Annotated in this window: 20 protein-coding genes and 2 pseudogenes; 20 read left to right on the top strand and 2 right to left on the bottom strand. The window is 33.8% G+C overall.

The window, feature by feature from the left end:
• Nucleotides 1-123: 123 nt before the first annotated feature.
• From Q3V31_RS25680 to Q3V31_RS25590, 18 genes are all read left to right on the top strand, one after another.
• On the top strand, nucleotides 124-384 hold the full coding sequence (locus tag Q3V31_RS25680; RefSeq protein ID WP_098417584.1) for a hypothetical protein: 261 nt from the start codon (nucleotides 124-126) through the stop codon (nucleotides 382-384).
• Complete coding sequence (mobP2, locus tag Q3V31_RS25675) at nucleotides 377-1,570, top strand: MobP2 family relaxase (protein WP_329767454.1); 1,194 nt, start codon at nucleotides 377-379, stop codon at nucleotides 1,568-1,570. Before Q3V31_RS25680 ends, mobP2 begins: the two co-directional genes overlap by 8 nt.
• On the top strand, nucleotides 1,571-2,008 hold the full coding sequence (locus Q3V31_RS25670) for a hypothetical protein (protein ID WP_098773254.1): 438 nt from the start codon (nucleotides 1,571-1,573) through the stop codon (nucleotides 2,006-2,008). It abuts the gene before it with no gap.
• 42 nt (nucleotides 2,009-2,050) lie between these two features.
• The gene (locus Q3V31_RS25665) at nucleotides 2,051-2,326 is read left to right on the top strand and encodes a hypothetical protein (protein WP_329767453.1); all 276 of its coding nucleotides are present in this window, start codon (nucleotides 2,051-2,053) and stop codon (nucleotides 2,324-2,326) included.
• Nucleotides 2,319-5,324 (top strand): LPD25 domain-containing protein, encoded by a 3,006-nt coding sequence (locus Q3V31_RS25660; protein WP_329767452.1) that lies wholly within the window; start codon nucleotides 2,319-2,321, stop codon nucleotides 5,322-5,324. Before Q3V31_RS25665 ends, Q3V31_RS25660 begins: the two co-directional genes overlap by 8 nt.
• A gap of 146 nt (nucleotides 5,325-5,470) precedes the next feature.
• Complete coding sequence (locus Q3V31_RS25655) at nucleotides 5,471-5,605, top strand: hypothetical protein (RefSeq protein WP_329767451.1); 135 nt, start codon at nucleotides 5,471-5,473, stop codon at nucleotides 5,603-5,605.
• A 15-nt stretch (nucleotides 5,606-5,620) separates the two neighbouring features.
• Nucleotides 5,621-8,278 (top strand): type IA DNA topoisomerase, encoded by a 2,658-nt coding sequence (locus Q3V31_RS25650; protein WP_329767450.1) that lies wholly within the window; start codon nucleotides 5,621-5,623, stop codon nucleotides 8,276-8,278.
• Nucleotides 8,279-8,363: 85 nt separating this feature from the next.
• A complete protein-coding gene (locus Q3V31_RS25645) occupies nucleotides 8,364-9,341 on the top strand; it encodes a DUF3991 and TOPRIM domain-containing protein (RefSeq protein WP_329767449.1) in 978 nt (325 codons plus the stop codon).
• Nucleotides 9,334-9,996 carry a restriction endonuclease gene (locus Q3V31_RS25640; protein WP_329767448.1) on the top strand — a complete coding sequence of 221 codons (663 nt, stop codon included), beginning with the start codon at nucleotides 9,334-9,336 and terminating at the stop codon, nucleotides 9,994-9,996. The genes Q3V31_RS25645 and Q3V31_RS25640 overlap by 8 nt, the downstream gene beginning before the upstream one ends.
• A gap of 207 nt (nucleotides 9,997-10,203) precedes the next feature.
• Complete coding sequence (locus Q3V31_RS25635; protein WP_000479685.1) at nucleotides 10,204-10,407, top strand: hypothetical protein; 204 nt, start codon at nucleotides 10,204-10,206, stop codon at nucleotides 10,405-10,407.
• A 388-nt stretch (nucleotides 10,408-10,795) separates the two neighbouring features.
• Nucleotides 10,796-11,701 carry an ABC transporter ATP-binding protein gene (locus Q3V31_RS25630; protein WP_329767447.1) on the top strand — a complete coding sequence of 302 codons (906 nt, stop codon included), beginning with the start codon at nucleotides 10,796-10,798 and terminating at the stop codon, nucleotides 11,699-11,701.
• 2 nt (nucleotides 11,702-11,703) lie between these two features.
• Nucleotides 11,704-12,429: an ABC transporter permease gene (locus Q3V31_RS25625; RefSeq protein WP_329767446.1), complete on the top strand. Its 726-nt coding sequence runs from the start codon at nucleotides 11,704-11,706 to the stop codon at nucleotides 12,427-12,429.
• Between the two features lie 15 nt (nucleotides 12,430-12,444).
• A complete protein-coding gene (locus Q3V31_RS25620; protein WP_329767445.1) occupies nucleotides 12,445-13,158 on the top strand; it encodes an ABC transporter permease in 714 nt (237 codons plus the stop codon).
• A 539-nt stretch (nucleotides 13,159-13,697) separates the two neighbouring features.
• Complete coding sequence (locus Q3V31_RS25615; protein WP_329767444.1) at nucleotides 13,698-13,886, top strand: hypothetical protein; 189 nt, start codon at nucleotides 13,698-13,700, stop codon at nucleotides 13,884-13,886.
• 297 nt (nucleotides 13,887-14,183) lie between these two features.
• On the top strand, nucleotides 14,184-14,426 hold the full coding sequence (locus tag Q3V31_RS25610) for a helix-turn-helix domain-containing protein (RefSeq protein WP_000658310.1): 243 nt from the start codon (nucleotides 14,184-14,186) through the stop codon (nucleotides 14,424-14,426).
• 467 nt (nucleotides 14,427-14,893) lie between these two features.
• Entirely contained in the window at nucleotides 14,894-15,358 is a 465-nt protein-coding gene (locus Q3V31_RS25605; protein ID WP_097872148.1) for a hypothetical protein, read from the top strand.
• Between the two features lie 1,021 nt (nucleotides 15,359-16,379).
• On the top strand, nucleotides 16,380-16,655 hold the full coding sequence (locus Q3V31_RS25595) for a barstar family protein (protein ID WP_329767443.1): 276 nt from the start codon (nucleotides 16,380-16,382) through the stop codon (nucleotides 16,653-16,655).
• 416 nt (nucleotides 16,656-17,071) lie between these two features.
• Nucleotides 17,072-17,254 (top strand): hypothetical protein, encoded by a 183-nt coding sequence (locus Q3V31_RS25590; RefSeq protein ID WP_178941398.1) that lies wholly within the window; start codon nucleotides 17,072-17,074, stop codon nucleotides 17,252-17,254.
• A gap of 367 nt (nucleotides 17,255-17,621) precedes the next feature.
• Here the strand turns inward: Q3V31_RS25590 and Q3V31_RS25585 are convergent, their stop codons facing one another.
• Nucleotides 17,622-18,080: a hypothetical protein gene (locus Q3V31_RS25585; RefSeq protein WP_329767442.1), complete on the bottom strand. Its 459-nt coding sequence runs from the start codon at nucleotides 18,078-18,080 to the stop codon at nucleotides 17,622-17,624.
• A 326-nt stretch (nucleotides 18,081-18,406) separates the two neighbouring features.
• On the opposite strand from Q3V31_RS25585, the pseudogene Q3V31_RS25580 reads away from it, so the two are divergent.
• Together Q3V31_RS25580 and Q3V31_RS25575 are read left to right on the top strand one after the other, a co-directional pair.
• A pseudogene (locus tag Q3V31_RS25580) lies at nucleotides 18,407-19,837 on the top strand (IS4 family transposase).
• A gap of 295 nt (nucleotides 19,838-20,132) precedes the next feature.
• A pseudogene (locus tag Q3V31_RS25575) lies at nucleotides 20,133-20,495 on the top strand (IS6 family transposase); the annotation flags it as partial.
• A 203-nt stretch (nucleotides 20,496-20,698) separates the two neighbouring features.
• Here Q3V31_RS25575 and Q3V31_RS25570 read toward each other — a convergent pair.
• Complete coding sequence (locus Q3V31_RS25570; protein ID WP_000071777.1) at nucleotides 20,699-21,595, bottom strand: Rpn family recombination-promoting nuclease/putative transposase; 897 nt, start codon at nucleotides 21,593-21,595, stop codon at nucleotides 20,699-20,701.
• Nucleotides 21,596-21,718: the final 123 nt, after the last annotated feature.

The following is a 21,718-nucleotide window of genomic DNA, read 5'->3' as shown; positions in this document are numbered from 1 at the left end:
TCTTGTTCCCATCGTTTCGCTAGGCTCCGCCTAGCTTCACACCATAGGTGGGAACAAAAACCCCTTATGCTCTTCTCACTATTTTTTGATCTCTACCCACAATTGCAGAAAGGAGAGGGGAAAGTGGAAATCAGAATTAGAGAAGTAGATCCAATTGCCGTAAAGAAAATAGATGAAATTGCAAAGAGGAAAGGATTATCCAGGCAGAAATTTTTGAAAGATCAAATTGAAATGTTGGCATTTTTTCAGCAACAAAATAAAAGAGAAATGGAATTAGAAAATCTCATCCAAAAGAACATCCATATGATGAATGATTGTTATAGCGAAATGAAAAAAATGAATGAGTTTATTCAAATGATGATGCAGGATGAAGAAAATGAGTAATGCCGTTCCTGTTCAATCTTCCGCCACACCTGGTGTTGTTTTAAAAACTAAGTTTGTGTTACCAAGTTCGGATGCGTTTCAGAACTATATAGAGTATGTAGACCGGGAAGAAGCACAAAGTGAAGTGAAACTGAATCCGAAAATGTTTGAAACGTATCAAGAATATATGGGAAATCCAGAAAAGACATCGGCGCTGTTTACGGAACACGCAAATCGTTTATCAGAAAGTGAGAAAAAAGCCTTAAAGGAAATGTTTAAAACCGCTCACGAAAATGGAAGTATTATGTGGCAAGATGTCATTTCTTTTCATAATCCTTGGCTAGAGGAACAAGGCATTTATGATGAGAAAACAAAAACATTAGATGAAAAAAAGTTAATGGATGTGACACGGCTTGCGATGAAGGAAATGCAAAAAAGGGAGGGGTTAGAAAAAAGTTCTACCTGGTCGGCAGCTATTCATTTTAATACGAATAACATTCATATTCATGTGGCAACTGTTGAACCATTTCCAACGAGAGAACGTGGCAAAAGAAAACCAAAAACCTTGGATGCAATGAGGGGAAAAGTCGTAAACAATTTGTTAGATCGTAAGCAGGAACAAAAACAAATTAATGACCTGATTCGAAACAATATGGTGGGAAGTAAAAAAGAAGATTCCGTTTTTGATTGGCGCAATCAACATTTGAAACCTTTGTTTTTAAAAATCTATAAACAGTTACCAAGTGATAAAAGACAGTGGCAATATAGCTACAATACGATTCAACCATTAAAGCCGGAAATTGATGAATTAAGCAGTCGATATATTCAACACCATCATAAAAAAGATTACGATCAGTTTCTCCAAAAGTTAGATAAAGAAGTGCAAGTTTTTAAAGAAGCGTATGGGGAAGGAAAGTATGATAAGAAGCAATATGAAAATTACAAGACGAATAAAATTAATGACTTGTATAAAAGAATGGGTAACGCCTTTTTACAAGAAATGAAGGCATATGATAAAGAACAAAAGAGAATCTATCACATGAAAAAATCAAAGCCGTTTCAAAAATTTCAACAGAATGTATCTATTCAGTATTCTATGAAGAAAGTGGAACGTGCTTTTAAAAGTGAATATGAAAGTTGGAAGAATCAAAAGTATTATGAGCGTATGCAAAAAGAAAACGCATATCAAAATGAGAGGAGTTATTAAATGAAAGACTTTCGCATGCAAATTACATTGGATGAGGAAACAGATACGTATATTAAAGACTACATGGAAGAACACAACATCAGATATAACGGTGAAGCAATTGTTAGGATTTGTAGAGAACATCAAGCATCAAAAAGTTCAGAATGGTCATTGAATTATATTTCCGAAATTGTATCAAAAAATCTACACGATGTGTTGAAAAGTGAGCTAACAAAAATTCGTCTCGGTGCAAATAGTGCGGATAGAAATACACAAGTTTTAATTGAATTAATGAATGGATACTTTTTTGCTAATGACTTAGATTTAGAGAGTATTATTACTACGGATAAAATAGAAGTTGGTGGCGTGAAAATGGCAAAGGAAGTCGTAGCGGAACGGATTAGTCATGCGAGACAAAAACGTATAGATCATGAGGCATCAAAGAACAATGTAACGTAAGCTACATTGTTTCTTTTTATAAAAAAATAGGAGGTTAGTAGGATGCTATTATTTCGTGAAGATATCGAGTTAGGAGTTATTAAAGCAGTTGGAGAAGGGGAATTGATCTTACTTGTAAAGGATGAAGAGTTAACCATTCCGATTACAAGAGAGGAAGAAAAAGAGCTTGCGGTACATGTCATGAATCAAGAAAACATGTTGGTTCCGGTTAATGTAAAAACACATGAACTGTTCTTCGATACAAATGAAAGATGGAATGAAGAAGACATGGAGGAATTGCAAAGAGCGAGTGAAAGCGTAGGAGAAGATCATGAGTAAAAGTTATAAGAAAAAGTATCAAACGAAATCACCAGAAGAAAAGAAAGAAGCGGTGCAAGCTTTAACAAAAAAGATGGAAAAAAGCGTAGAAGGTTATTTTCGTACACCGGGAGATTTAAAAGAGTATCTAACGTTTATGGCAAAGTTTTATCACTATTCACCATCTAATATTTCATTAATACAGAGTCAATTTGAGGGAGCCAGTGCAGTTGGTTCCTTTTCTTTTTGGAAAGAAAAAGGGTTTGCGGTTAAGAAGGGCGAGAAAGGAATTCAGATCCTTGTTCCAAACCGAACTGTAGCAAAATTCAAAGACAAAGAAGGCACTTGGAAAACAGTAACTAAAGCAAGTGAGGAAGAGAAAAAACAAATCGAATCTAAAAGCGTAGAAGTGATACCTGGTCGCTTATATTTTGCTGTCGGTCATGTATTTGATTTGTCGCAAACGAACGCAAAAGCGGAAGATCTCCCTCGTATTTTTCCGAATCGTTGGTTAGAAGGTAGCGTGAAAGATTACAAGAGTTTGTATAGAGGAATGGAAGCCGTTGCGGAAAAGAACGGTGTGAAAATTATTGAACCAAAAGCAGAGCTGGGTGTCGCAAAAGGTGTGAGTTATACCCTAACAAAAGAAGTTGCCTTGAATCCACGAAACAGTGAATTGCAAAATGTAAAAACCCTTCTTCATGAATTGGCGCATGCCAAACTTCATACAGCAGAAACACATATGAATTACACAGCACCAGAAAAAGAGTTTCAAGCAGAGATGACCGCTTATGCCGTTTCTTCTTATTTCGGAATTGATACAAGCGAATATTCATTAGGTTATTTAGCAAGCTGGACAAAAGGAAAAGAAATGAAAGATAAAACGAAGTTATTGAAAGAAGTACATGAAACTTCGATTGAATTTATTGAAACAATTGAAAATACGTTAGAAAAGGAAAAAGAAAAAACAAATGAAAAGGGAGTAGATAATATGTCAAAACAAGTATCTGAACATGAAAGAGACAATTTTGAAATTTTAACAGGTATTCAACAAAATGCACAGCGCAATATTAATGAAAAATTAGGATTAAATTTTGAAAGGCATTGGGAAAACTACGAAATCCAGTTGTCAGAAGATGGACGGATAATTGAAGGAATTCATCCTAATATGCAATTAACTGTAGAGGAAATGCATGCAATTGTTAATCAATATGGAAATGAAACAGAGAAGCAAAAAATAAGAGAAATTACAGAAACACTGGAACCTTTTCATGAACTAGATGAATATGAAAATCCAAGACTGGTAAGAGAAGAAATACTAAGAACACCTATTGCGAAAGTTACGTCTAACCAACAAGAGGATATGAAAGTAGAGTGTCTTTCTGGATATATAAAAGATATGCATCAGCTATTTGATTTTGATAATGCAATAAATCAAACGGTGAATCAAATCAATCATTCTATTGCAGAATCACATAAGGATATTATGACAACTAGAAATGAAAGACAGGATGAGAAAAATATTTTATTGGTCGAATATATGAGTTTAAGTAAGACGACACAAGAACTCGTTTCTATTACAGAGTTAAGGGAGCAAGCGGATAGAAACCGAGCGTTTGAGCCCGTGGAAGGCGCAGGAAAATTGAGTGATAAGGAATTCATAGATGCATTTAACGTGGCAAATAAAGAAAGATATGCAGCTCTAAATCAGGATGAAATTACTCGTCCAACTATGTTAATTCAATGGAGTGAAAACGAAAATTTTGCAAGTAATCAATTAATCCCATTTGGAGAGGCCAATGAAAAAATGTCTGAAGTCATTTCAAATATCGAAAAAGCAAAGGAGGAAGCAAGAGAAAGAGATGAATACGTACCATATGATAAAACTCGATATCATATCGCCATTCCAAAAGAAGTAGATAGGGATTTTGGGAGAATGGAGCTTGTGAGTATGGATCGTTTGGATATGGGAGATGGTGACTACAAGACACCATATGAACAAGTATTAAACGAGAAAAGGTATCTATCGGATGAAGTGAAACAAGCGTTACGAGATGAGGTAGTGAATCATAGAAATAACAAAGAAATACCGATGGAAAAAGCACAACAAAATACAGTAGAAAAATCGAAAGAGACACCCAACCACTTAGTTACAATTGAAATATTAGCAAATGGTATGCAAGATGAAGAACTGGCAAGAATCCACATGATGGATGCCGTTACGAAAGATATAAATTATTTGTCTGTATGGAATCAAGATAAAACAAATCGGGACGATTTATACGTTTCCCTCATGGAAAAGAACGGGAAACGAGAAAATATCTATTTAGATAACATTTTGAAACCAGATTTATATGAAAAGGTTCAAAGTTCTATCTTTGATGGAAGAGGAAATTTGTCATTTATTATTCATGAAAAGGATGCAAATATGAGTCTAGATGAAATCGTAAAAGATGAACGATATGGACTCTTAGTTGATAAAGCGGAGGAACAAAAAGATCACTCATTTAATGAAAAAGAAGTGGAATTGTATAAAGAAATGAAAAAGGAAGGATATGCACCTATTGCCTCTCTAGATCAACAAATTCAACCTACAAAAGAAAAAGAGTCAACTACATTGGATAAGGATTTAAGCCGGAAATTCGAGGCATACAGACGTTCACAATATGAAGAAACACCAGATAATATTGATAGTATTGTCACTCGTGTAAAAGCTGAAGAACGGTATTATACAACGAAATATGTTTCGATTGATAATGAGTTGGTAAGCCAGGAACACGTAGTAAAATTAGAAAATCAGGTGGATGAGAAGCTTGGGAAAGAAGGAATAACGGTGAATCAGTCTACAACTTCAAAAGAAATAGATGTAGATAAAAAATTTCAGCCATTAAACGGAAAACAAACGAATGGTAAAGAAATAGACAAGGAGCCAGATCCTATTATTTCAGGTAATGTAGACCAGTCAAAGGCTACAAAGAAATCAAGTAGAAAAAAAGAAACAATGGAAATGGAACGATGAAAAAATTTATAACAGGAAAACCAGATTAAATCATTTTTTGTTACTCATTTGAGAAAACGGAAAGTGATTTTTTTATGTCTAGAAATGAAAGAGGGTACATGTAAAAGCCCTCTTTCTTGTTTGTAGAACGGAAAGGAGTGAATGTCATGAATGTATGGCTGTTTGCGAGCTGTATGTTCCTTGTAGCTGTCTTTTTGAACATGTTGCTATTATTTGGTCGCAGAATGATAAACAAGCGCAGAAATAAGAAATGGAAGCGTAAAACTGAAATTGCAGATTAATAGGAGGTACTACTTATGGGAAAAACATTGTTTATTGCAGAAAAGCCGAAGGTAGCTGTTGAATTATTAAAATCACCTAGATTTAGAAACTCACAAAAACATCCGGGTAGTAAGCCGTATTACGGATACTATGAAAATGAAAATTACATTATTAGCTGGTGCCGTGGGCATTTATTAGAGTTAAAACATCCAGAAGAGATGGACGAGAGATACAAAGAATTTAAATTTGATCACTTGCCTATTATTTTAGAGCCAACATATAAAGAGAAGTCGGATTGTCTAGAACAAATTCAAATATTGGTTAAGCTGTTAAATCGTCCTGATGTAGATCATGTGGTCAACTCCTGTGATGCAGATCGAGAAGGTGAGCTTATCTATCGTGAAATAGTTGAATATGCAGGTGTGAACAAGCGAGAATCTCGTCTTTTTATCTCTTCTTATGAGGCCGCAGAATTGGAGGGAGCGTTGAACCGATTAGAACCAGGAACAGACTATGACGGGCTTGCACAATCGGCTAAAGCGAGGCAATACCTAGATTATATTCTAGGTATTAATGTTACAAGGGGCTGTACATCAAAACTAGCAAAAAACCAATTCTTATTGGCTTCTGGTCGTGTTCAAATGTGTATCTTGAATGAAATCCGTCAAAGGGAAATCGCTATCCAAAATTATAAAGAACAAACCTATTACAATTTAAAGCTACTAACGGAAAACGGTTTATCACCAGTAATGAAAACAGAAGATCAACTGATAGATCCATCGCCACTACAAAAGCTTGGAGATAGCTTGAAAGAAACGAATGTAATCGTAACGGAATTTAAAGAAAGTACGAGAAAAAAGAAACCAAAATTATTATATAACTTAACGGATATCTACAAAGATGCTCACGCCAAGCTGAAGATAAATGCGGAAACAGCCAAAAAACATATTCAGAGTTTGTATGAAGAAGGCTTTATCACATATCCTCGTTCTTCATCCAGGCATTTACCTACAGAACAAGTGGAACGAGTGAAGGAAGTAATGGCAGCATTAGAAAAAAGCTCCTATGCAAGTCTCGTACAACAAGTAGTTCCATCCTCTATTACGAAAAAACATACGACTTTTAATGATGAGTTAGTCAGTAGTCACTTTGCGATCATCCCAACAACAAAATTATATGTCGGGACCAACCGAAATCCATTAGAAAAACAGTTATATGACTTAATTGTAAAACGATTTATCGGGAATTTTATGAAACCAGCAATCTACCTGGTAAGAGAAGTGCATTTTATGGATCAAGAGGGCAACACATACAGTACAAAAGAAAAGATCCTACAAGAGAAAGGGTTTCTAAGTGTGTTTCAAGAGGATATAGAAGAGGGATCGGTTGAAGCATTTCAGATACCTATTTTACGAGAAGGAGATTCTTTCAGAATCGCTCAGTATGACTTGATTGAGTCCCGAACAAAGAAACCAGCCTTTCATACGGAAAGTTCCATTTTAACCTTTATGGAAACGGCAGGACGTAAATTGGATGATGAACATTTGAAAGAACTCATGAAAGGAAAACGGATTGGGACAGTCGCAACGGAAGAAACATTTATTCCGAAACTGTTAGAGCGAAGCTATATTGATGTTACCAACAATCAGATTCGAACCACTAATATTGGCCGTGCGTTTATAGATGCTTTTCCGGTAGATGAAATCAAAAATCCAGCTTATACGGCTGAAATGGAAGGGATGATCTACATGATCGAAAAGAAAGAAATGAAATATGAGGAATTTGTAGAGAAAACAAACACGTTTGTACAGGATACGGTAGAGCAATTAGGCGCAATGGATGATAAGGTGTCGGATAGCATTATTAATACTTGGAATCAGCAAATTGAGGTGTGTAAATGCCCTTGTAGAAAAGGAAAAATCCTTCATAAAGGCAATTTTTATGGATGCAGTAATTATCCAGAATGTGAAATCTCATTACCGAAAAAAATTAAAGAAAAAGCGATTCCGGAAGCGCAAGCGAAAAAGCTGTTTGAGGATAAGAAAACAGATCTTTTAAAAGGATTTAAGTCCAATGAGAAAGAGTTTTCCGCTTATCTAGTGTTACATGAAGGAAATATCAAATTTCAGTTCCCAACACAAGAGGAGCTATCATTTGGTAAATGCCCAAAATGTAAAAAAGGTGAGATCCTTCATCGTAAAACATTTTATGGATGCACGGAGCATCAAAACGGATGTGATTTTATGTTACCAGCAAAGATGAAAGGGAAAGCGATCCCTGGTAATCAGATGAAAAAGCTAATTCAGTATAAAACAACGGATTTTATAAACGGCTTTCAAGGAGAAAAGGGAGAATTTACGGCAGCTATCTATATGGAAGCGGACGGAAGTTTGAAATTCCGTTTTCCAACGACTGAAGATCGTACAATTGGCAAATGCCCATTATGTAAGAGTAGAGTTCTTGTAGGGAAAAGTAACTACTTATGTGAGAAATACAAAAAAGGCTGTGACTTCATTATTTTTGGTACATTCTCTGGAAAAAATCTAAGTAGTAATCATGTGAAGAAGTTATTAGAAAAGAATGTGACGGATCAAATCAAAGGGTTTATCTCAAACAAAAACGGGAAGAAATTTGACGCTCGTTTATCATACAGCGTACAGGAGAAGCGATTAAAATTCTTATTCGGCAAATAAAAATTAAATGCATGTAAAAGAGGACTAGGAAACGGAATAGTCCTCTTTTTTATTTCATTTTATAGAGTAAAGGGGGGATTCCGTAATGGCAAATGTCAGTACGGAGGATGCGATGAAAGCAAGAAAAATTGACTTGATTTCATATCTGGAAGCAAAAGGAGAAACGTTTAAGAAAGAAGGAAATTATTATCGTCATACGGAACATGACAGTCTCATCATTAAAGGGAATCAATACGCCTGGAATAGTCGAGGGGAGAAAGGATATGGAGCGATTAGCTTTGCGATGATGTACTATGACATGACATTCCCTCAAGCCGTGATGGATATTCAAAAGGGGGATTACAAAGAGTTTGATCGCTCAAAAGCTGAAGAGGAGCGCAAAAAAGGGCAGCAGCCTTTTAGTTATCCCAAACACCTGGAAGTAAATAAGCAAACAGAGATTAAAGAATATCTAATTCATGAACGTAAAATAGATCCTCGCTTGGTGAACTGGCTGATTAAAAAGGATCTCATCGCCCAGGATAAGAAAAATAATGTGGTGTTCAAATGGAGGGAAGAAGGAGGCAAAGGGCAAGTCATTGGAATGAACCGTCAAGGTACAGTCAAAATGGAGAATAAAAGGGGAAGCTTTAAGCAAATTGTCCCGAATTATGAAAAAATCAATGCCGGTTTTACGGTTGATGTAGGTAAACCGGATAAGATTTATTTTTATGAAGATCCAATCGACATGTTATCTCATTGGAGCATTAAACAAAATAATATCCAAAACGCTCGCCTGGTTTCTATGCATGGATTGAAGTCAAAAACAGTGATTCAATCTTTAATGGATGCGAAAAAAGAAGGGCACGATATTAAAGAGGTCATAATGGCAGTTGATAATGATAAGGCTGGGAAAGACTTCATTCAGACAATGAAATGCTTTGTAGATCTTAAAGAGAATATTCCAACGAATGAAAAAGATTGGAACGATGTCCGGAAGAAACAAGTGAGTGAGCAACAGGCAAAAGAAACAGCCCAACCAAAGAAAATGAAACCAATTAAAGAGGTGGAGCGAAGTGTCTAATCTACCAGAAATGCCAAACATATTACAAATTTTGATGTATGGTTTTATCCTGTATGTTCTTTTTCGTATTTGTAAATTCATGTACCGGAAGATCCAGGAGCGAAGAATATTAAAGCGAATGGCTAAGTCTGGTATTCGTTATATAGACAAAATGGACGGACATCAATTCGAAGTATACCTAAAAGCTCTCTTTCGAGAGTTGGGTTATTCTCCAACAGTCACAAAACAGTCAAATGATTTCGGAGCGGATCTTGTATTGAAGGGGAAAAATCGTATTGTAATCCAGGCAAAACGCTACGGGATGAAAAATAGAGTCGGCATCAGTGCCGTACAAGAGATATATGCAGCGCAAGCGTATTACAAAGCACATGAGGGCTGGGTTGTAACAAACAGTGTGTACACAAGAAAAGCGAAAGAATTAGCGGAAGCATGCCATATAAAACTAATAGATCGTGTAGAACTTCAGAAATTGATTAATAAAATTAATCCCGAATATTCGGCTGAAGATGTGTATCAAGGGGTAAAACCTGCGGAAAGGAAATGTCCAGCATGTGAAAATCATTTAGTCGTTCGAAATTCGAATAAAACGGGAAATAAGTTTTTTAGATGTTCTCAATATCCTACATGTACACATACAGAACCAATCAATACGTGAGTGTGGATTTGAAAAATGATTAACTGTTTATAAAAAAGATGCACCGTTTTATCCCTTTGGGTTTACTTATCTATAGGGATATTTTTATTAATAAAAGAAGCATGATATATAAACTGAATATAAAAACGTTTTAATCCTTTAAAAATATTCCATAATTTAGTATTGTTTAAATATGGAATATTTTGTTTACATGGAAGGGGTAACTATATGTTTTTACAAAAATATAAAGGTTTGATTATTGGGATAATTGGTGCTGTTATAGGGATATTATCTTTCTTTTATCTTAAAGATTTAGATTATATGTATAGATTGGGTCTTAGATTATTTTCTATAACATTAATAACTATAGGATGGATTATTGTCGAGAATTCGAACCATTTCTATAAAAAAAAGGATAATGGTAATGTATAGATGTTACTATTCCCAAATTTTTTTTGCGTTTTATTAATCAGAGAATCGCATAGTAAGGTTAACATGTGTAATTTTAATCAACCATTTTTATAAAAACCAATCTTAAATCTACTGGAAAAGAATCTATTTTGATTAATCTCTTTTCAAATTAGATTCTTTTTATATTCCGTGGAGTAAGAGTGGGAGTAGGTACTTTTAATCAAACTTTATCATTTTAGCCAAGAAGACTCCTTCCTCAAGGAACGTGTATGGGCACAGCCCAGTGAGTTGGTGGGAGATGAATTGGCCTCGGACAAGGGATGGCAGGAAGCCATCTTAATTGTTTGAAATACATAAAGTGTTACCGGATGGTTTGTAAATATTTAGGGGTTAGAAAGAGAGGAACAAAATGAAATTAGCAATTCAAACTAAAAATTTAACAAAATCTTTTGAAAATCAATCCATTGTAAGGGATTTAAACTTATCTGTTCCTGAAGGAAGTTTATATGCTTTTATTGGTCCAAATGGTGCAGGAAAAACAACAACTATGAGAATGTTATTAGGGTTAATTCCATTAGATAAAGGAACGATATTATTTAATAATAAAGATATCAAAGAATGGAAAGAAGAATTATTTGAAAATGTGGGTTGTTTTATTGATTCACCTACCTATTATCCTAATTTAACAGCATATGAAAATTTAGCCTATGTACAAAAAATGATTAATAAACCTTTAGATGAAATAGATAGAGTATTAAAAACTACAGGAATATATAAAGCAAAAGATAAAAAAGTTAAAGATTTTTCTTTAGGAATGAAACAAAGGCTAGGTATTTCCTTTGCTATTCTTAATAATCCTAAAATACTAATTCTTGACGAGCCTACAAATGGATTAGACCCAGAAGGAGTACACGAGATAAGGCGTTTATTACTTCATTTAGTAAAAAATGAGGGGAAGACTATATTTATTTCTAGTCATAATTTAGCTGAAATTGAAATGATAGCAGATCACATAGCATTACTACATAAGGGTAGCTTACTCTATGAAGGGAATTTAAACAGTATTATTACTTCTGGAGAATATATTGTTCACGTGAATGATACTGCTCCCACAGAAAGGATTTTAAATACAGAGGGTATACCCTATAGCATAGAAAAAGAAGGGGTATTCAAAATAATAATAGATCAAGATAGTGTTCCTAATTTAACCAGAATATTAATTAAAAATGATATAGATATTTTTGAAGTTAGCCCTAAAAAGCCAACATTAGAGGAAGTATTTTTATCTTTAACTAAACAAAAGGAGTTACTATAATAATGCAATTTATCTTTAAAAGTGTAAATAGTGAGATGAGGAAAATTGGTGGGAGAAAATTATTATTAATTTCTTTGTTTTTTTCATTATTATCAAGCTTTTTGTGTATAAGTTATTTTATTTTTAACAAGAATAATCCTGACATGTTTCAATCTACAAATCTTATAGCAATTACAGTAAACTTTAATACACTAACGTTAAGCATTTTTTCTGCTTGTATGTGGTATTTTATCATTTCTTCTGAAAATAAATATGGTACTTGGGCCATTATTTATACAAAACCCATTTCAAAATTCAAGTTATTGGTAGCTAAAAATTTATTGTTTATACTGCTCTATTTGATCTTTAATATTTTAAATTTTTCGGTTATGGGTATCTATACTTTTATAAATGGATATGAAATATCAATACTTTATTTTTTAAAAATGTTGATACTTTGTACCATTTTATCTTTAGCAATACCATATTCTCAATTGCTTTTTCACTTAATTATAAAAAAGGGAATTCTTGCGGCATCCTTGTCAGTTATTTGGATATTTTTTATCGTAACATATGGATTATTCCCTTTAATATTTACAAAGACATTTCCAATATTTTATGCATTGAATATAGTAAGTGACGTAATGTTTAAAGAAACAACTATTTTATTATATCTTGCAAGTTCTTCAATATATATTTTAGGAATTATGTTATTGACTGTGAGTTTTAAATATTATACATATGAATAATAAAGGGTGAAATAAGTGGGTATTTTAGGTGAATATAAAAAAAGTCTTCATAATGGATTGTATATCCTGTTACTAGTATTTCTGTTGATACCAATTAGTTTTCAAGTTTTTCTAACTGTATCGCCGCAATTAAAAGATGGCGTTTTCATGCATATAGCGATTCTGAGCCTTTTTTGTAGGTTATTTTTACCTATTGCGATAGGTCTATTAGTGTCATTTTCTTTTGTAAACGAATTCAGAAGAAAAGGATATATGTCTGCTATTTATCATGGGATCACTTTAAAAACTATATTAATTAATAAGTTTTTGTTTTGCTTAATAATTACTTTTTGTTATTTAATATGTGCTTTAGTCATAACTAGTATACCTATAGTATTAACGGTTGATAATCTCGGGACTGTTTATCAAAGAGTAAGTTTTTCTATACTTTTTATGGTAATTAGCTCTTTAATTATTGTGAATCTACATTTTTTAATAAATATAATATTTTATAAAATCCCGTTACTTTCATTATTAGTAGGGGTTATAGGTGGACTAGGTAGTTTTTTTATCTCTCATACAAACTATTGGATACTATTCCCTTGGTCATATCCAATTATGAGTCTTTATTTTGATAGCATTGAAACAAAACAATTGTATATTATTCTAATTGTATATTTATTATCGTTAATAATTTGTATATTTATGTTATCAAGTTTATATAATAAAAAATCAATGAGATGGGAGTGATTTTTAGGCGCGCATCTTTTTTATAAATTAAAGTAACAGCTTTATTTAATCATATCTATTTTATAGGAGTTATAATGTATACTAAAAGTAGGTGCAAGAATGCACTATTTTAAAAAGAGTGCAAGGTAAAAAGGAGTCCGTAAAGGGTTCCTTTTTTTGTTTTTAGAAAATGGAGCAATAAGGCTTCTAACCGCAAGGAATGCGGAGATAGCCTAATAAATTAGAGTTCGATAGAACTCTTTACTTACAAATCCCCCACTTCTAAATGAAGTGGGGGTAGTTCAAAAAATCATACTCTCATCAAAAAACGGCTTCTCAGATTTCGATATAACCAATGTTTATTTAAAAGTGAATGACATAAGACCTAAATAACAAAGGATGTGTTGTAAGTAAAAATAAGCAGTTTAAAGGGAGTTAAGGACGTTAATAAGAATTTTTTATAAAATATCTGAAAAACAAACAAATAACCTTGTAGGGTTGGTTGTTTTGTTATAAAATAACCTTACAAGGTTATTTTATAAAGGTAAGGAGTGAAAATATTGGAGAATACAGTAAAAGAAATCATTGATGATTTAGAGTATCTGTTCAGGAATGGAGAAATTGGCATGGAAGTAAGTAATCCGGCTTACTATCAGAGGTTTTGTAAAGTACTGGATGCAACAGAAATGCGCTATCATTTACACATTCACGAATATGATGAGGATTCTCTAGTTGTTAAATTAGTGTAAAATACAAATGTTTTAAGGGGTAAATTTTATTGAAGTATAAAAAGGGAATGGGGAGGAAAAGGATATGAAAATTGGTACATCTGAATGGCTTTCTCTTAGTAAGGATATTAAGCTGAAGTTGATCCGTTTGGCTGTCATAGATAGTAAATATAAACAAGCAAAATAAAAACCCTTCATTTGCTTAACAGCAAACAAAGGGCTTAGTTAATGAGTGACTGAAGTAGAAGGAAATCTCGTCCATTTCCTTCTTTATTTATTGTAACATAAAAGGAAAAGCACAAACAAAGGAGAATTCTCATGAAAGAAATCGATAAATACATGACACCATCTGAAGCAGCTTTTTACTGGAGGATTCCTCGTGAGACAATTAAGAATAAATATAGCCCTTCTCTAATGAACGAGAAGCAAATAAATGATTTAGAGCGCATGTTACAAGAGGGTTTAGTGAAGTATTTTTTGCATCCTGAAGGGAAACGTAAGGAATGGATTATAAGCCGACAGGCAATGTATGAATGGTTTGGAGAACCAAAAGACAAGTAGGAAAGGTGGATAATAATGCAAGAGGAAACATTTTCTCTCTGGGGAGGATTCAAGAGTGCATTTCGTTTGATTATTTGGTTTTGGATCGTTATGTTTTTGCTATTTGGTGAAAGCTTGCTACAATAGAACCAAGTCGAATGTGAAATACCCTTAGGCAGCTCTCGTAGATTCAGGGTCTACGGGGGCTATAAATTACAACTTATAATAATTTCACGTACCGTAATTATTAATAAAAAACAAACCCAAAACCATAAGATACTTCACATCAGACAATAAAACAGAAATTGAATTTGAATACGCATTCCTGCGGGAGTGCTTTTTTATTTTATTTGCAGGAAATTATCACCATTTGTCGAATTATATAAGCTGAAAGGTGATAAAAATGAGTCATAGAAATCTTTTTATGCTGGCAATGAATACGTAAAAATAAAAACATTCACTTATAACGGTTAATAGGAGGAATGATCATGAAAAAATTAGCTACAATTGCATTAACAGGAGCATTAGCTTTAGGCGGTTTAACGGTTATGAATTTAGATACACCAAAGGCACATGCTGATGATTGGGATGGCTGTCATTATATCTGTGGTCCTGGCGAAACAGTGAACGGTGTTACAGTTAAAATACATTCTACACAAGTTACTTTTGGTAACAGCACAATTGCAAGAATTACAAATGACCGAGCTGAAGACATTCATTACAATGTCAGCATCGAAAAGAAATATGAAGATAATTGGGGTTATTATGATTCTTCCTTCAATTGGAAAAATCAATGGGTTCCAGCTGGAGGATATGATGAAATTTCTACTTTCACAGGACCTGGCGACTACATTGGGGACACAGGCACATACCGTTATAAAGTTGAAATTGTAAGTGCTGACGGTTCTATTGATACAATTTACACAGCTGGAATGACGGTAACAGGGCGATAGCTCATGACTGAGCTTCATTATTTATGATTGTATTTTCGATAATATCATTGATAATTGCGGTGATATTATTATTAAAATAAGCTCTTCGGAGCTTATTTTTTTATATAAAGATTGAATATTAATATTCTATTAGTTACAAAGTATACTATGAGAAAAACACTTTAATTTTTATTTGTCTTTGTTCAAGATGATGAAGACGATGAGATTGACGTAGATATATACCAAGGAAAGAAAGGATTTTATTCCGAAATCCCTTATACCGGAAACGGTTTTCATTGCTTACCATATTTCTTATCATTTCGTATAATCAATACCTTTCTCAAAAGGCGTTCACCCTATATATCCCCTCTTAAATGTCCTTGTAATAAATATATGATTTACCTGTTTACTCAACACCTGTATAGCTAGGAAACTCAGCTCCGATGCTCTCTTCGCATACATATACTAAGGAGAATTTCCTTTTACAGACGAATGGCGATATGAAAGATGAAGAGTTTAATAAATATAAAGAAGTTATGGATAAAATAATTAATCAAGTTAATGAATGCGTTTTCGACATATGGGATATATGATAAAATAATACTTGGATGGGAGTCCAATGTTATTAAAATTAAAGTGGTTCAAGTCGGAGGAAGGCACCTTAGAGTGTCTTTTCTTTATGTTCTTTGTTTAATATTCTTCGTTCCATGATTTAACGGAGCGAATAGGGGGTTCAGCCGAGATAAGGGTACGGAAACGATTCTGGGTATGAGGGGCCACTCTGGGGTTTAATTACAAATTTTAAAAGAATTTTATTCAAGTTCTTTTAATCTACGATACAGGGCGGCTTGACTCCCACCTGTAATTTGGCATATTTCTTTCACTATTTTAGTGGTGTGCTCCCGTAATTCAATCGCTTGATTCATACCTGGGTGTTTATCCGTGTATTTCTTCAATCTTCCTCTATACACTCCTTTTTGTTTCGCTAACTTTATTCCCGCACGTTGCTTTTCTTTAATTATTTAAAGTAGGAGGAGTTATTATGGAATTTTTAAATTTAGATGGTCGACAGTTTACAAGTGAAGAAGTTTTACACAAAGTATTAAAAGCAAAATTAGATCTCCCTGATTATTATGGAGAAAATGCTGATGCACTTTGGGATTGCTTAACGGCATGGGTTATTCTTCCTTTAACAATAGAGTGGGAGTTTTTTAAGGAAAGTCAAAATATTTTGGGTCAAGAGGCAGATATAATTTTAGAAACATTTCAAGATGCTCAAGAAAAAATGCCAGGAAGATTTTTCATTAAAGTAAAATAATTTAAGAGTATTTAAAAAACGTAGAAATAATAAATTTCTACGTTTTTTATTGTATCAATTTGACTTTCTTTCATAGTGGCCCCTCATACCTCGAATCGTTTCCGTCCCCCTAAAGGGGACCGCCAGCATTTCGGAAAAAGCCACGCTAAGAGCATGCAAGATTTTATACAGTTTTTCGGCCAATCTAGTAACAAACAAGAACCCTAAAACCGTGCCAGGATAAGGAATGTATAAAAAAATGCATAGGTCGATAGAACAAAGAAAGGAGGTTCCCTTGTAAGGGTAAGATTCCTCCTTGTCCTTGCTACTGATAATAGGACGTTATGTTAACCTAACATGAATACCAAATACACCCAAAATTACACAACATATCGTTCCATTATAATGTTAAAATACAAAAAGGGAGGTGTAAAATCATGAATAAACTTTTAGGTTTCTTATTTGTTGCGGTTGGCATGTGCTTTCTCATGTTAACTTTGACAATGAAAGTTCAGAATGTTGCATGGGCTGTAATGTTAGGAGTCAGCATTGTGTCTAATATAGCAGGAACAACCTTATTGTTCAGATACATTAGGGAGTATAAGAAACAAGCATTTTAATTGTTTTTGCATTGTTGAAAAAAGAAAACTCCTCTCCGTTCGGGGAGGAGTTTTCTCTAATATTAAAAATTAGCTTCCTATAACTATAATTATGTAAATAAGCTGTCCATATGGACAGCTTATTGTATTTTTGGCTTAGCGTGGTTTTTTTCCGAAATGCTGGCGGTACCCCATGCCCATCAAGCCAAGGTCTTGAAGTACCCCCTAAACGAAATTTTTACTTTTCTACATTTATTTATGTGAATTCAACTCGTTTTTTCGTTTTGGGGGTGATTGATTTCTTAGGTTGATGGCGATGCTAGTACGAATTGTAAACTTTATAAACAAAAAAAGCCCGTAATACTTTTGATATTCTTTTTATAAAAACCTATAAGAAGTATTTATAGTAATAACAAACATTAATGATAATTCCTATTATAGAAAAGAATGTGCTCCCTAAGCTGAATGGAGTAAATTTTGCCTGATACACTTCAACTTCACCTATATCTACGTTCCCACTAAAATGCTTGTCATCAATTTTAGCAACATTTTGTTGATGATTAACGAAATAAGGTACTAACCAAATATAGGATAATATAATAAAACTTCCAACAAATAATGTATCAATAAACGAAAGCCCCCAATTTAATGAAATAACGAATATGATAAAACTTTCTATTAATATAACAAATATCATAGTTATACTATTTCTAACTTTTTTAGAAACCCCTTTAAATAAAGTATTATTAAGAAATGTTTCTATTTTAACCCATATAATGCTGAGCAACAAAATCAGTCCGATTAAGATAAGTTGCACCAAAGCCTTAAATAATATAAAAATATACATAATGATATCCCCCCAACTTGCATAACTCCATTCACTTCATATCTAGTTTTTTCTTTTGTTCTGTATCTATCTTCTACTTATATATACCAAATTATCCCACTTGGTAATTACTAGAATAAACAATTATGATAGTAATTACAATACAAAAAATGAATATTCTAATTTATCTAACTAAACTTTAATCATCCCACACCTAATAACCAAGTTACACCAGTAGTACAAGGGGTAGCACCCCATCGCTATCATGCTAACAAAACAAAATTCCCCCTAAAATGAAAAAATACGCTATTCTTTTTATAGAATCATAGGAAAGGATGGCGCTCTTTATGTCTATTTCTGTATCTGAAGAATTACAACTATTCGCTCAAGAGATTCAAAAGTTTTTATCTCCAAATACCTTACGGGATCTTGCTAAAGATGTTGGTTTTGTACAACGAACTAGTAAGTATCAAGCAAAAGATTTAGTAGCTTTATGTGTATGGATTAGTCAAAATATTGCTAAAACCTCTTTAACTCAGTTATGTAGCTGTTTAGAAGCATCAACAGAAGTACTCATCAGTCCTGAGGGACTGAATCAACGATTTAATGCCACAGCCGTGCAATTTCTACAACAAGTGTTAGCCGAACTTCTCAACCAGAAGTTATCTTCAACTAAGCTATTCACGTCCCCATACACTTCTATTTTCAAACGTATTCGTATCCTAGATTCAACTGCATTTCAACTCCCGGATGTATTTTCATCGGTTTATCCAGGTGCAGGAGGATGCAGCCATACAGCTGGGATAAAAATTCAACTTGAGTATGATTTGTTAAGTGGACAGTTCCTACATATTCATACAGGTCCAGGTAAACAACATGATCGCACTTACGGCTCTCTGTGTGCCCCAACTGTGACAGCGAATGATTTATGTATCCGAGATTTAGGTTATTTTCATTTAAAAGACCTTCAATATATACAAGATAAAGAGGCCTACTATATCTCTCGTATCAAGTCGAATACACGTATGTATCAAAAAAATCCTAACCCTGATTATTTTCAAGATGGAAGAATTAAGAAAGGTACAGAGTATATACAGATAGATATGGAGACGCTAATGAACTCCCTTCAACCAGGACAAACAAGTGAAATAGCTGATGCTTATGTAGGAATGATTGATAAAGTGCCAGCTCGTGTAATTGTTCATCGATTAACAAAACAACAGCAACAAAAATGATTATAAGATCAAGCTGTAAGAGAAAAAAAGAAAGGAATGAAGTATTCTCCTCGTAGTAAACGACTCAGTGGTATCAATGTATATATGACAAACATCCCTACAGATATTGTCCCGATGGGACAGGTACATGACTGGTATTCTTTGCGTTGGCAAATCGAAATTTTATTTAAAACGTGGAAGTCATTCTTTCAAATTCATCATTGTAAAAAGATAAAACCAGAACGATTGGAGTGCCATTTATATGGTCAATTGATTGCCATTCTACTCTGTTCTTCTATCATGTTTCAAATGCGCCAATTGCTCCTCATGAAGAAAAAACGAGAGCTTAGTGAGTATAAAGCCATATATATGATTAAAGACTATTTTCTTCTTCTATTCCAAACTATACAAAAAAACACCCAAGAGCTATCAAAGGTGTTACTTCGCCTGTTCAATCTCCTACAGCAAAACGGGCGGAAATCTCATCGATATGAGAAAAAAACGGTCTTTGATATATTAGGTGTCGTTTACAATTGTACCCTGACTGATAATCAAGCCGCTTAATTCAAAAAAGTGAAACCCGTTAGGGTTTATTTCGTATGCAAATCTTTCAATCACCTACACATGCCCTTTAGAAAAAAAACACAACCTCTACTATAATTGACGTTGTATGAGCTTAGCTTGATAGCGATGGGGTGGTACCCCATTAAGAAGATAACATTTCAAAGAGAACTACTGTACTTCTAGTGGTTCTCTTTTTGTTGCAATGTTCTATAGGTTCTGGTGCAAAATTCTTGCAATTAATCTCCTAAACTTGGGCATATTGATATTACTACTCTACAAAAGGTGTGTGATCGGTATGGAAAAGGAAAATTTATTCAAATGGAAGCATTATCAGCCTGAACTAATCTTATTAACAGTAAGGTGGTACCTACGGTACAATTTGAGCTTCCGTAATCTGGTGGAAATGATGAAGGAAAGAGGGATCTCCATTGCTCATACAACTATCAAGCGATGGGTTGGTCCCGAATTAGATAAGCGAGTACGACGTCATCTTAAATCAACCAATGATCCTTGGCGAGTCGATGAGACGTATGTGAAAGTCAAAGGTCAATGGATGTACCTATATAGTGCTGTTGATTCAAAAGGAAATACAATTGATTTTCATGTAAGCAAAACAAGAGATCATAGGGCTGCAGAGCGTTTTTTCAAGAAAGCTTTGCACCAGAACCCATTTTTTTGTATTTGAGAGTATTAAAATCTCTTGAATTGATGGGCATGTATGGTGACCCTAATAAGAAAATAAAGTTAAGTGTCATATTATACGGTTATAGCACTACCCGTAAATATCTAATTGGTGCTACCACTAGTTGATAAATAGCTCAACAAAAGAACCCAATTAATAGGTTCTTTTGTTGATGCTGATTATTTTTGTTCTAAAATACGTTCAACCTCGGCTATGACTAATTTACTGGCTTTAGCAATCGTTTCAAGTGGTACACCAAGTTCATGCATCCCTTTAATCATCTGTATTTTTCCTTGCTGAACCCCTTCTTGAATTCCTTCTTTTTTCCCCTCATTACGAGCATGAGCAAACTTTGCAGCTTCATCCATTAAGGCCTTTTCTCTTGCTTCATATGCTTGACGGAAAGAAGAATCTTGACTCATACGTTCCCACTTATTCATTGCTTTTTGTAAAATCGGATCTTGGTTCATGGCAATGTCCTCCAATGTTTGTGTGAGATACTCATCTTCATTCGCTGGTAATAATAATAACCAACGAACAAACGAATCTTCCCACGGATTAACTTTCTCTTCGCGCCATTGCTGTAGTAACTTTGGAATCTCTACAATATGAACTTCTATATCGTCACTTAATAACTTTTGTTGTTGCTGATTCCAAAGGATTCCTGTTGTATGAAACGCTTCATATTCTGGAAACATCACAAAATTTAACAAGTTAATGGTAATCGTTTTATGAAGTGAGCTATAAGGCATTCCTTTTTGCAATTGAGAGGTGTATAACCTTCCCCAATAATACAAGCTTCGTTTGATCATATCGTGATTGTTATTCAATTGTATTTCCACATTTACCTTTGTTCCTGTATTTAATGTAGCCGAAATATCTAAAATCGATAATTTATCTTCTTCATATTCTCGATGCAAATGTGGATCTTCTAATTGTAGGGAAACAATAGGTGACTCTAAAGAATCTTTTAATATTGCATTTAAAAAGGCAACTAAAATATCTTCATTCCCATTTGTGCCAAATAACTGCTTAAATGCAAAATCGATACGTAAATTTACTAATGAATTGGACATGTTTTTCCTCTTCCTGTTTCAGACTATATCTTTACCTATATTGTACATAAAACCAAAGTCAACATGCAAACAATCCCTTATGATTTATATAAGCGAAGCATATAGATATACAGGCTCTGTTGC

Origin of the sequence: Bacillus nitratireducens, assembly GCF_036320425.1 — a bacterium.
Classification (GTDB): domain Bacteria; phylum Bacillota; class Bacilli; order Bacillales; family Bacillaceae_G; genus Bacillus_A; species Bacillus_A nitratireducens.
The sequence above is the reverse complement of the archived record's forward strand: the minus strand, read 5'-3'. Positions and strand labels throughout refer to the sequence as shown.

Bases quoted from the DNA above. Each gene is read 5' to 3' on its own strand.
- mobP2 (WP_329767454.1), top strand. From the start codon at position 377: ATGAGTAATGCCGTTCCTGTTCAATCTTCCGCCACACCTGGTGTTGTT.
- Q3V31_RS25670 (WP_098773254.1), top strand. From the start codon at position 1,571: ATGAAAGACTTTCGCATGCAAATTACATTGGATGAGGAAACAGATACG.
- Q3V31_RS25665 (WP_329767453.1), top strand. From the start codon at position 2,051: ATGCTATTATTTCGTGAAGATATCGAGTTAGGAGTTATTAAAGCAGTT.
- Q3V31_RS25660 (WP_329767452.1), top strand. From the start codon at position 2,319: ATGAGTAAAAGTTATAAGAAAAAGTATCAAACGAAATCACCAGAAGAA.
- Q3V31_RS25655 (WP_329767451.1), top strand. From the start codon at position 5,471: ATGAATGTATGGCTGTTTGCGAGCTGTATGTTCCTTGTAGCTGTCTTT.
- Q3V31_RS25650 (WP_329767450.1), top strand. From the start codon at position 5,621: ATGGGAAAAACATTGTTTATTGCAGAAAAGCCGAAGGTAGCTGTTGAA.
- Q3V31_RS25645 (WP_329767449.1), top strand. From the start codon at position 8,364: ATGGCAAATGTCAGTACGGAGGATGCGATGAAAGCAAGAAAAATTGAC.
- Q3V31_RS25635 (WP_000479685.1), top strand. From the start codon at position 10,204: ATGTTTTTACAAAAATATAAAGGTTTGATTATTGGGATAATTGGTGCT.
- Q3V31_RS25630 (WP_329767447.1), top strand. From the start codon at position 10,796: ATGAAATTAGCAATTCAAACTAAAAATTTAACAAAATCTTTTGAAAAT.
- Q3V31_RS25625 (WP_329767446.1), top strand. From the start codon at position 11,704: ATGCAATTTATCTTTAAAAGTGTAAATAGTGAGATGAGGAAAATTGGT.
- Q3V31_RS25610 (WP_000658310.1), top strand. From the start codon at position 14,184: ATGAAAGAAATCGATAAATACATGACACCATCTGAAGCAGCTTTTTAC.
- Q3V31_RS25605 (WP_097872148.1), top strand. From the start codon at position 14,894: ATGAAAAAATTAGCTACAATTGCATTAACAGGAGCATTAGCTTTAGGC.
- Q3V31_RS25595 (WP_329767443.1), top strand. From the start codon at position 16,380: ATGGAATTTTTAAATTTAGATGGTCGACAGTTTACAAGTGAAGAAGTT.
- Q3V31_RS25590 (WP_178941398.1), top strand. From the start codon at position 17,072: ATGAATAAACTTTTAGGTTTCTTATTTGTTGCGGTTGGCATGTGCTTT.
- Q3V31_RS25585 (WP_329767442.1), bottom strand. From the start codon at position 18,080: ATGTATATTTTTATATTATTTAAGGCTTTGGTGCAACTTATCTTAATC.
- Q3V31_RS25570 (WP_000071777.1), bottom strand. From the start codon at position 21,595: ATGTCCAATTCATTAGTAAATTTACGTATCGATTTTGCATTTAAGCAG.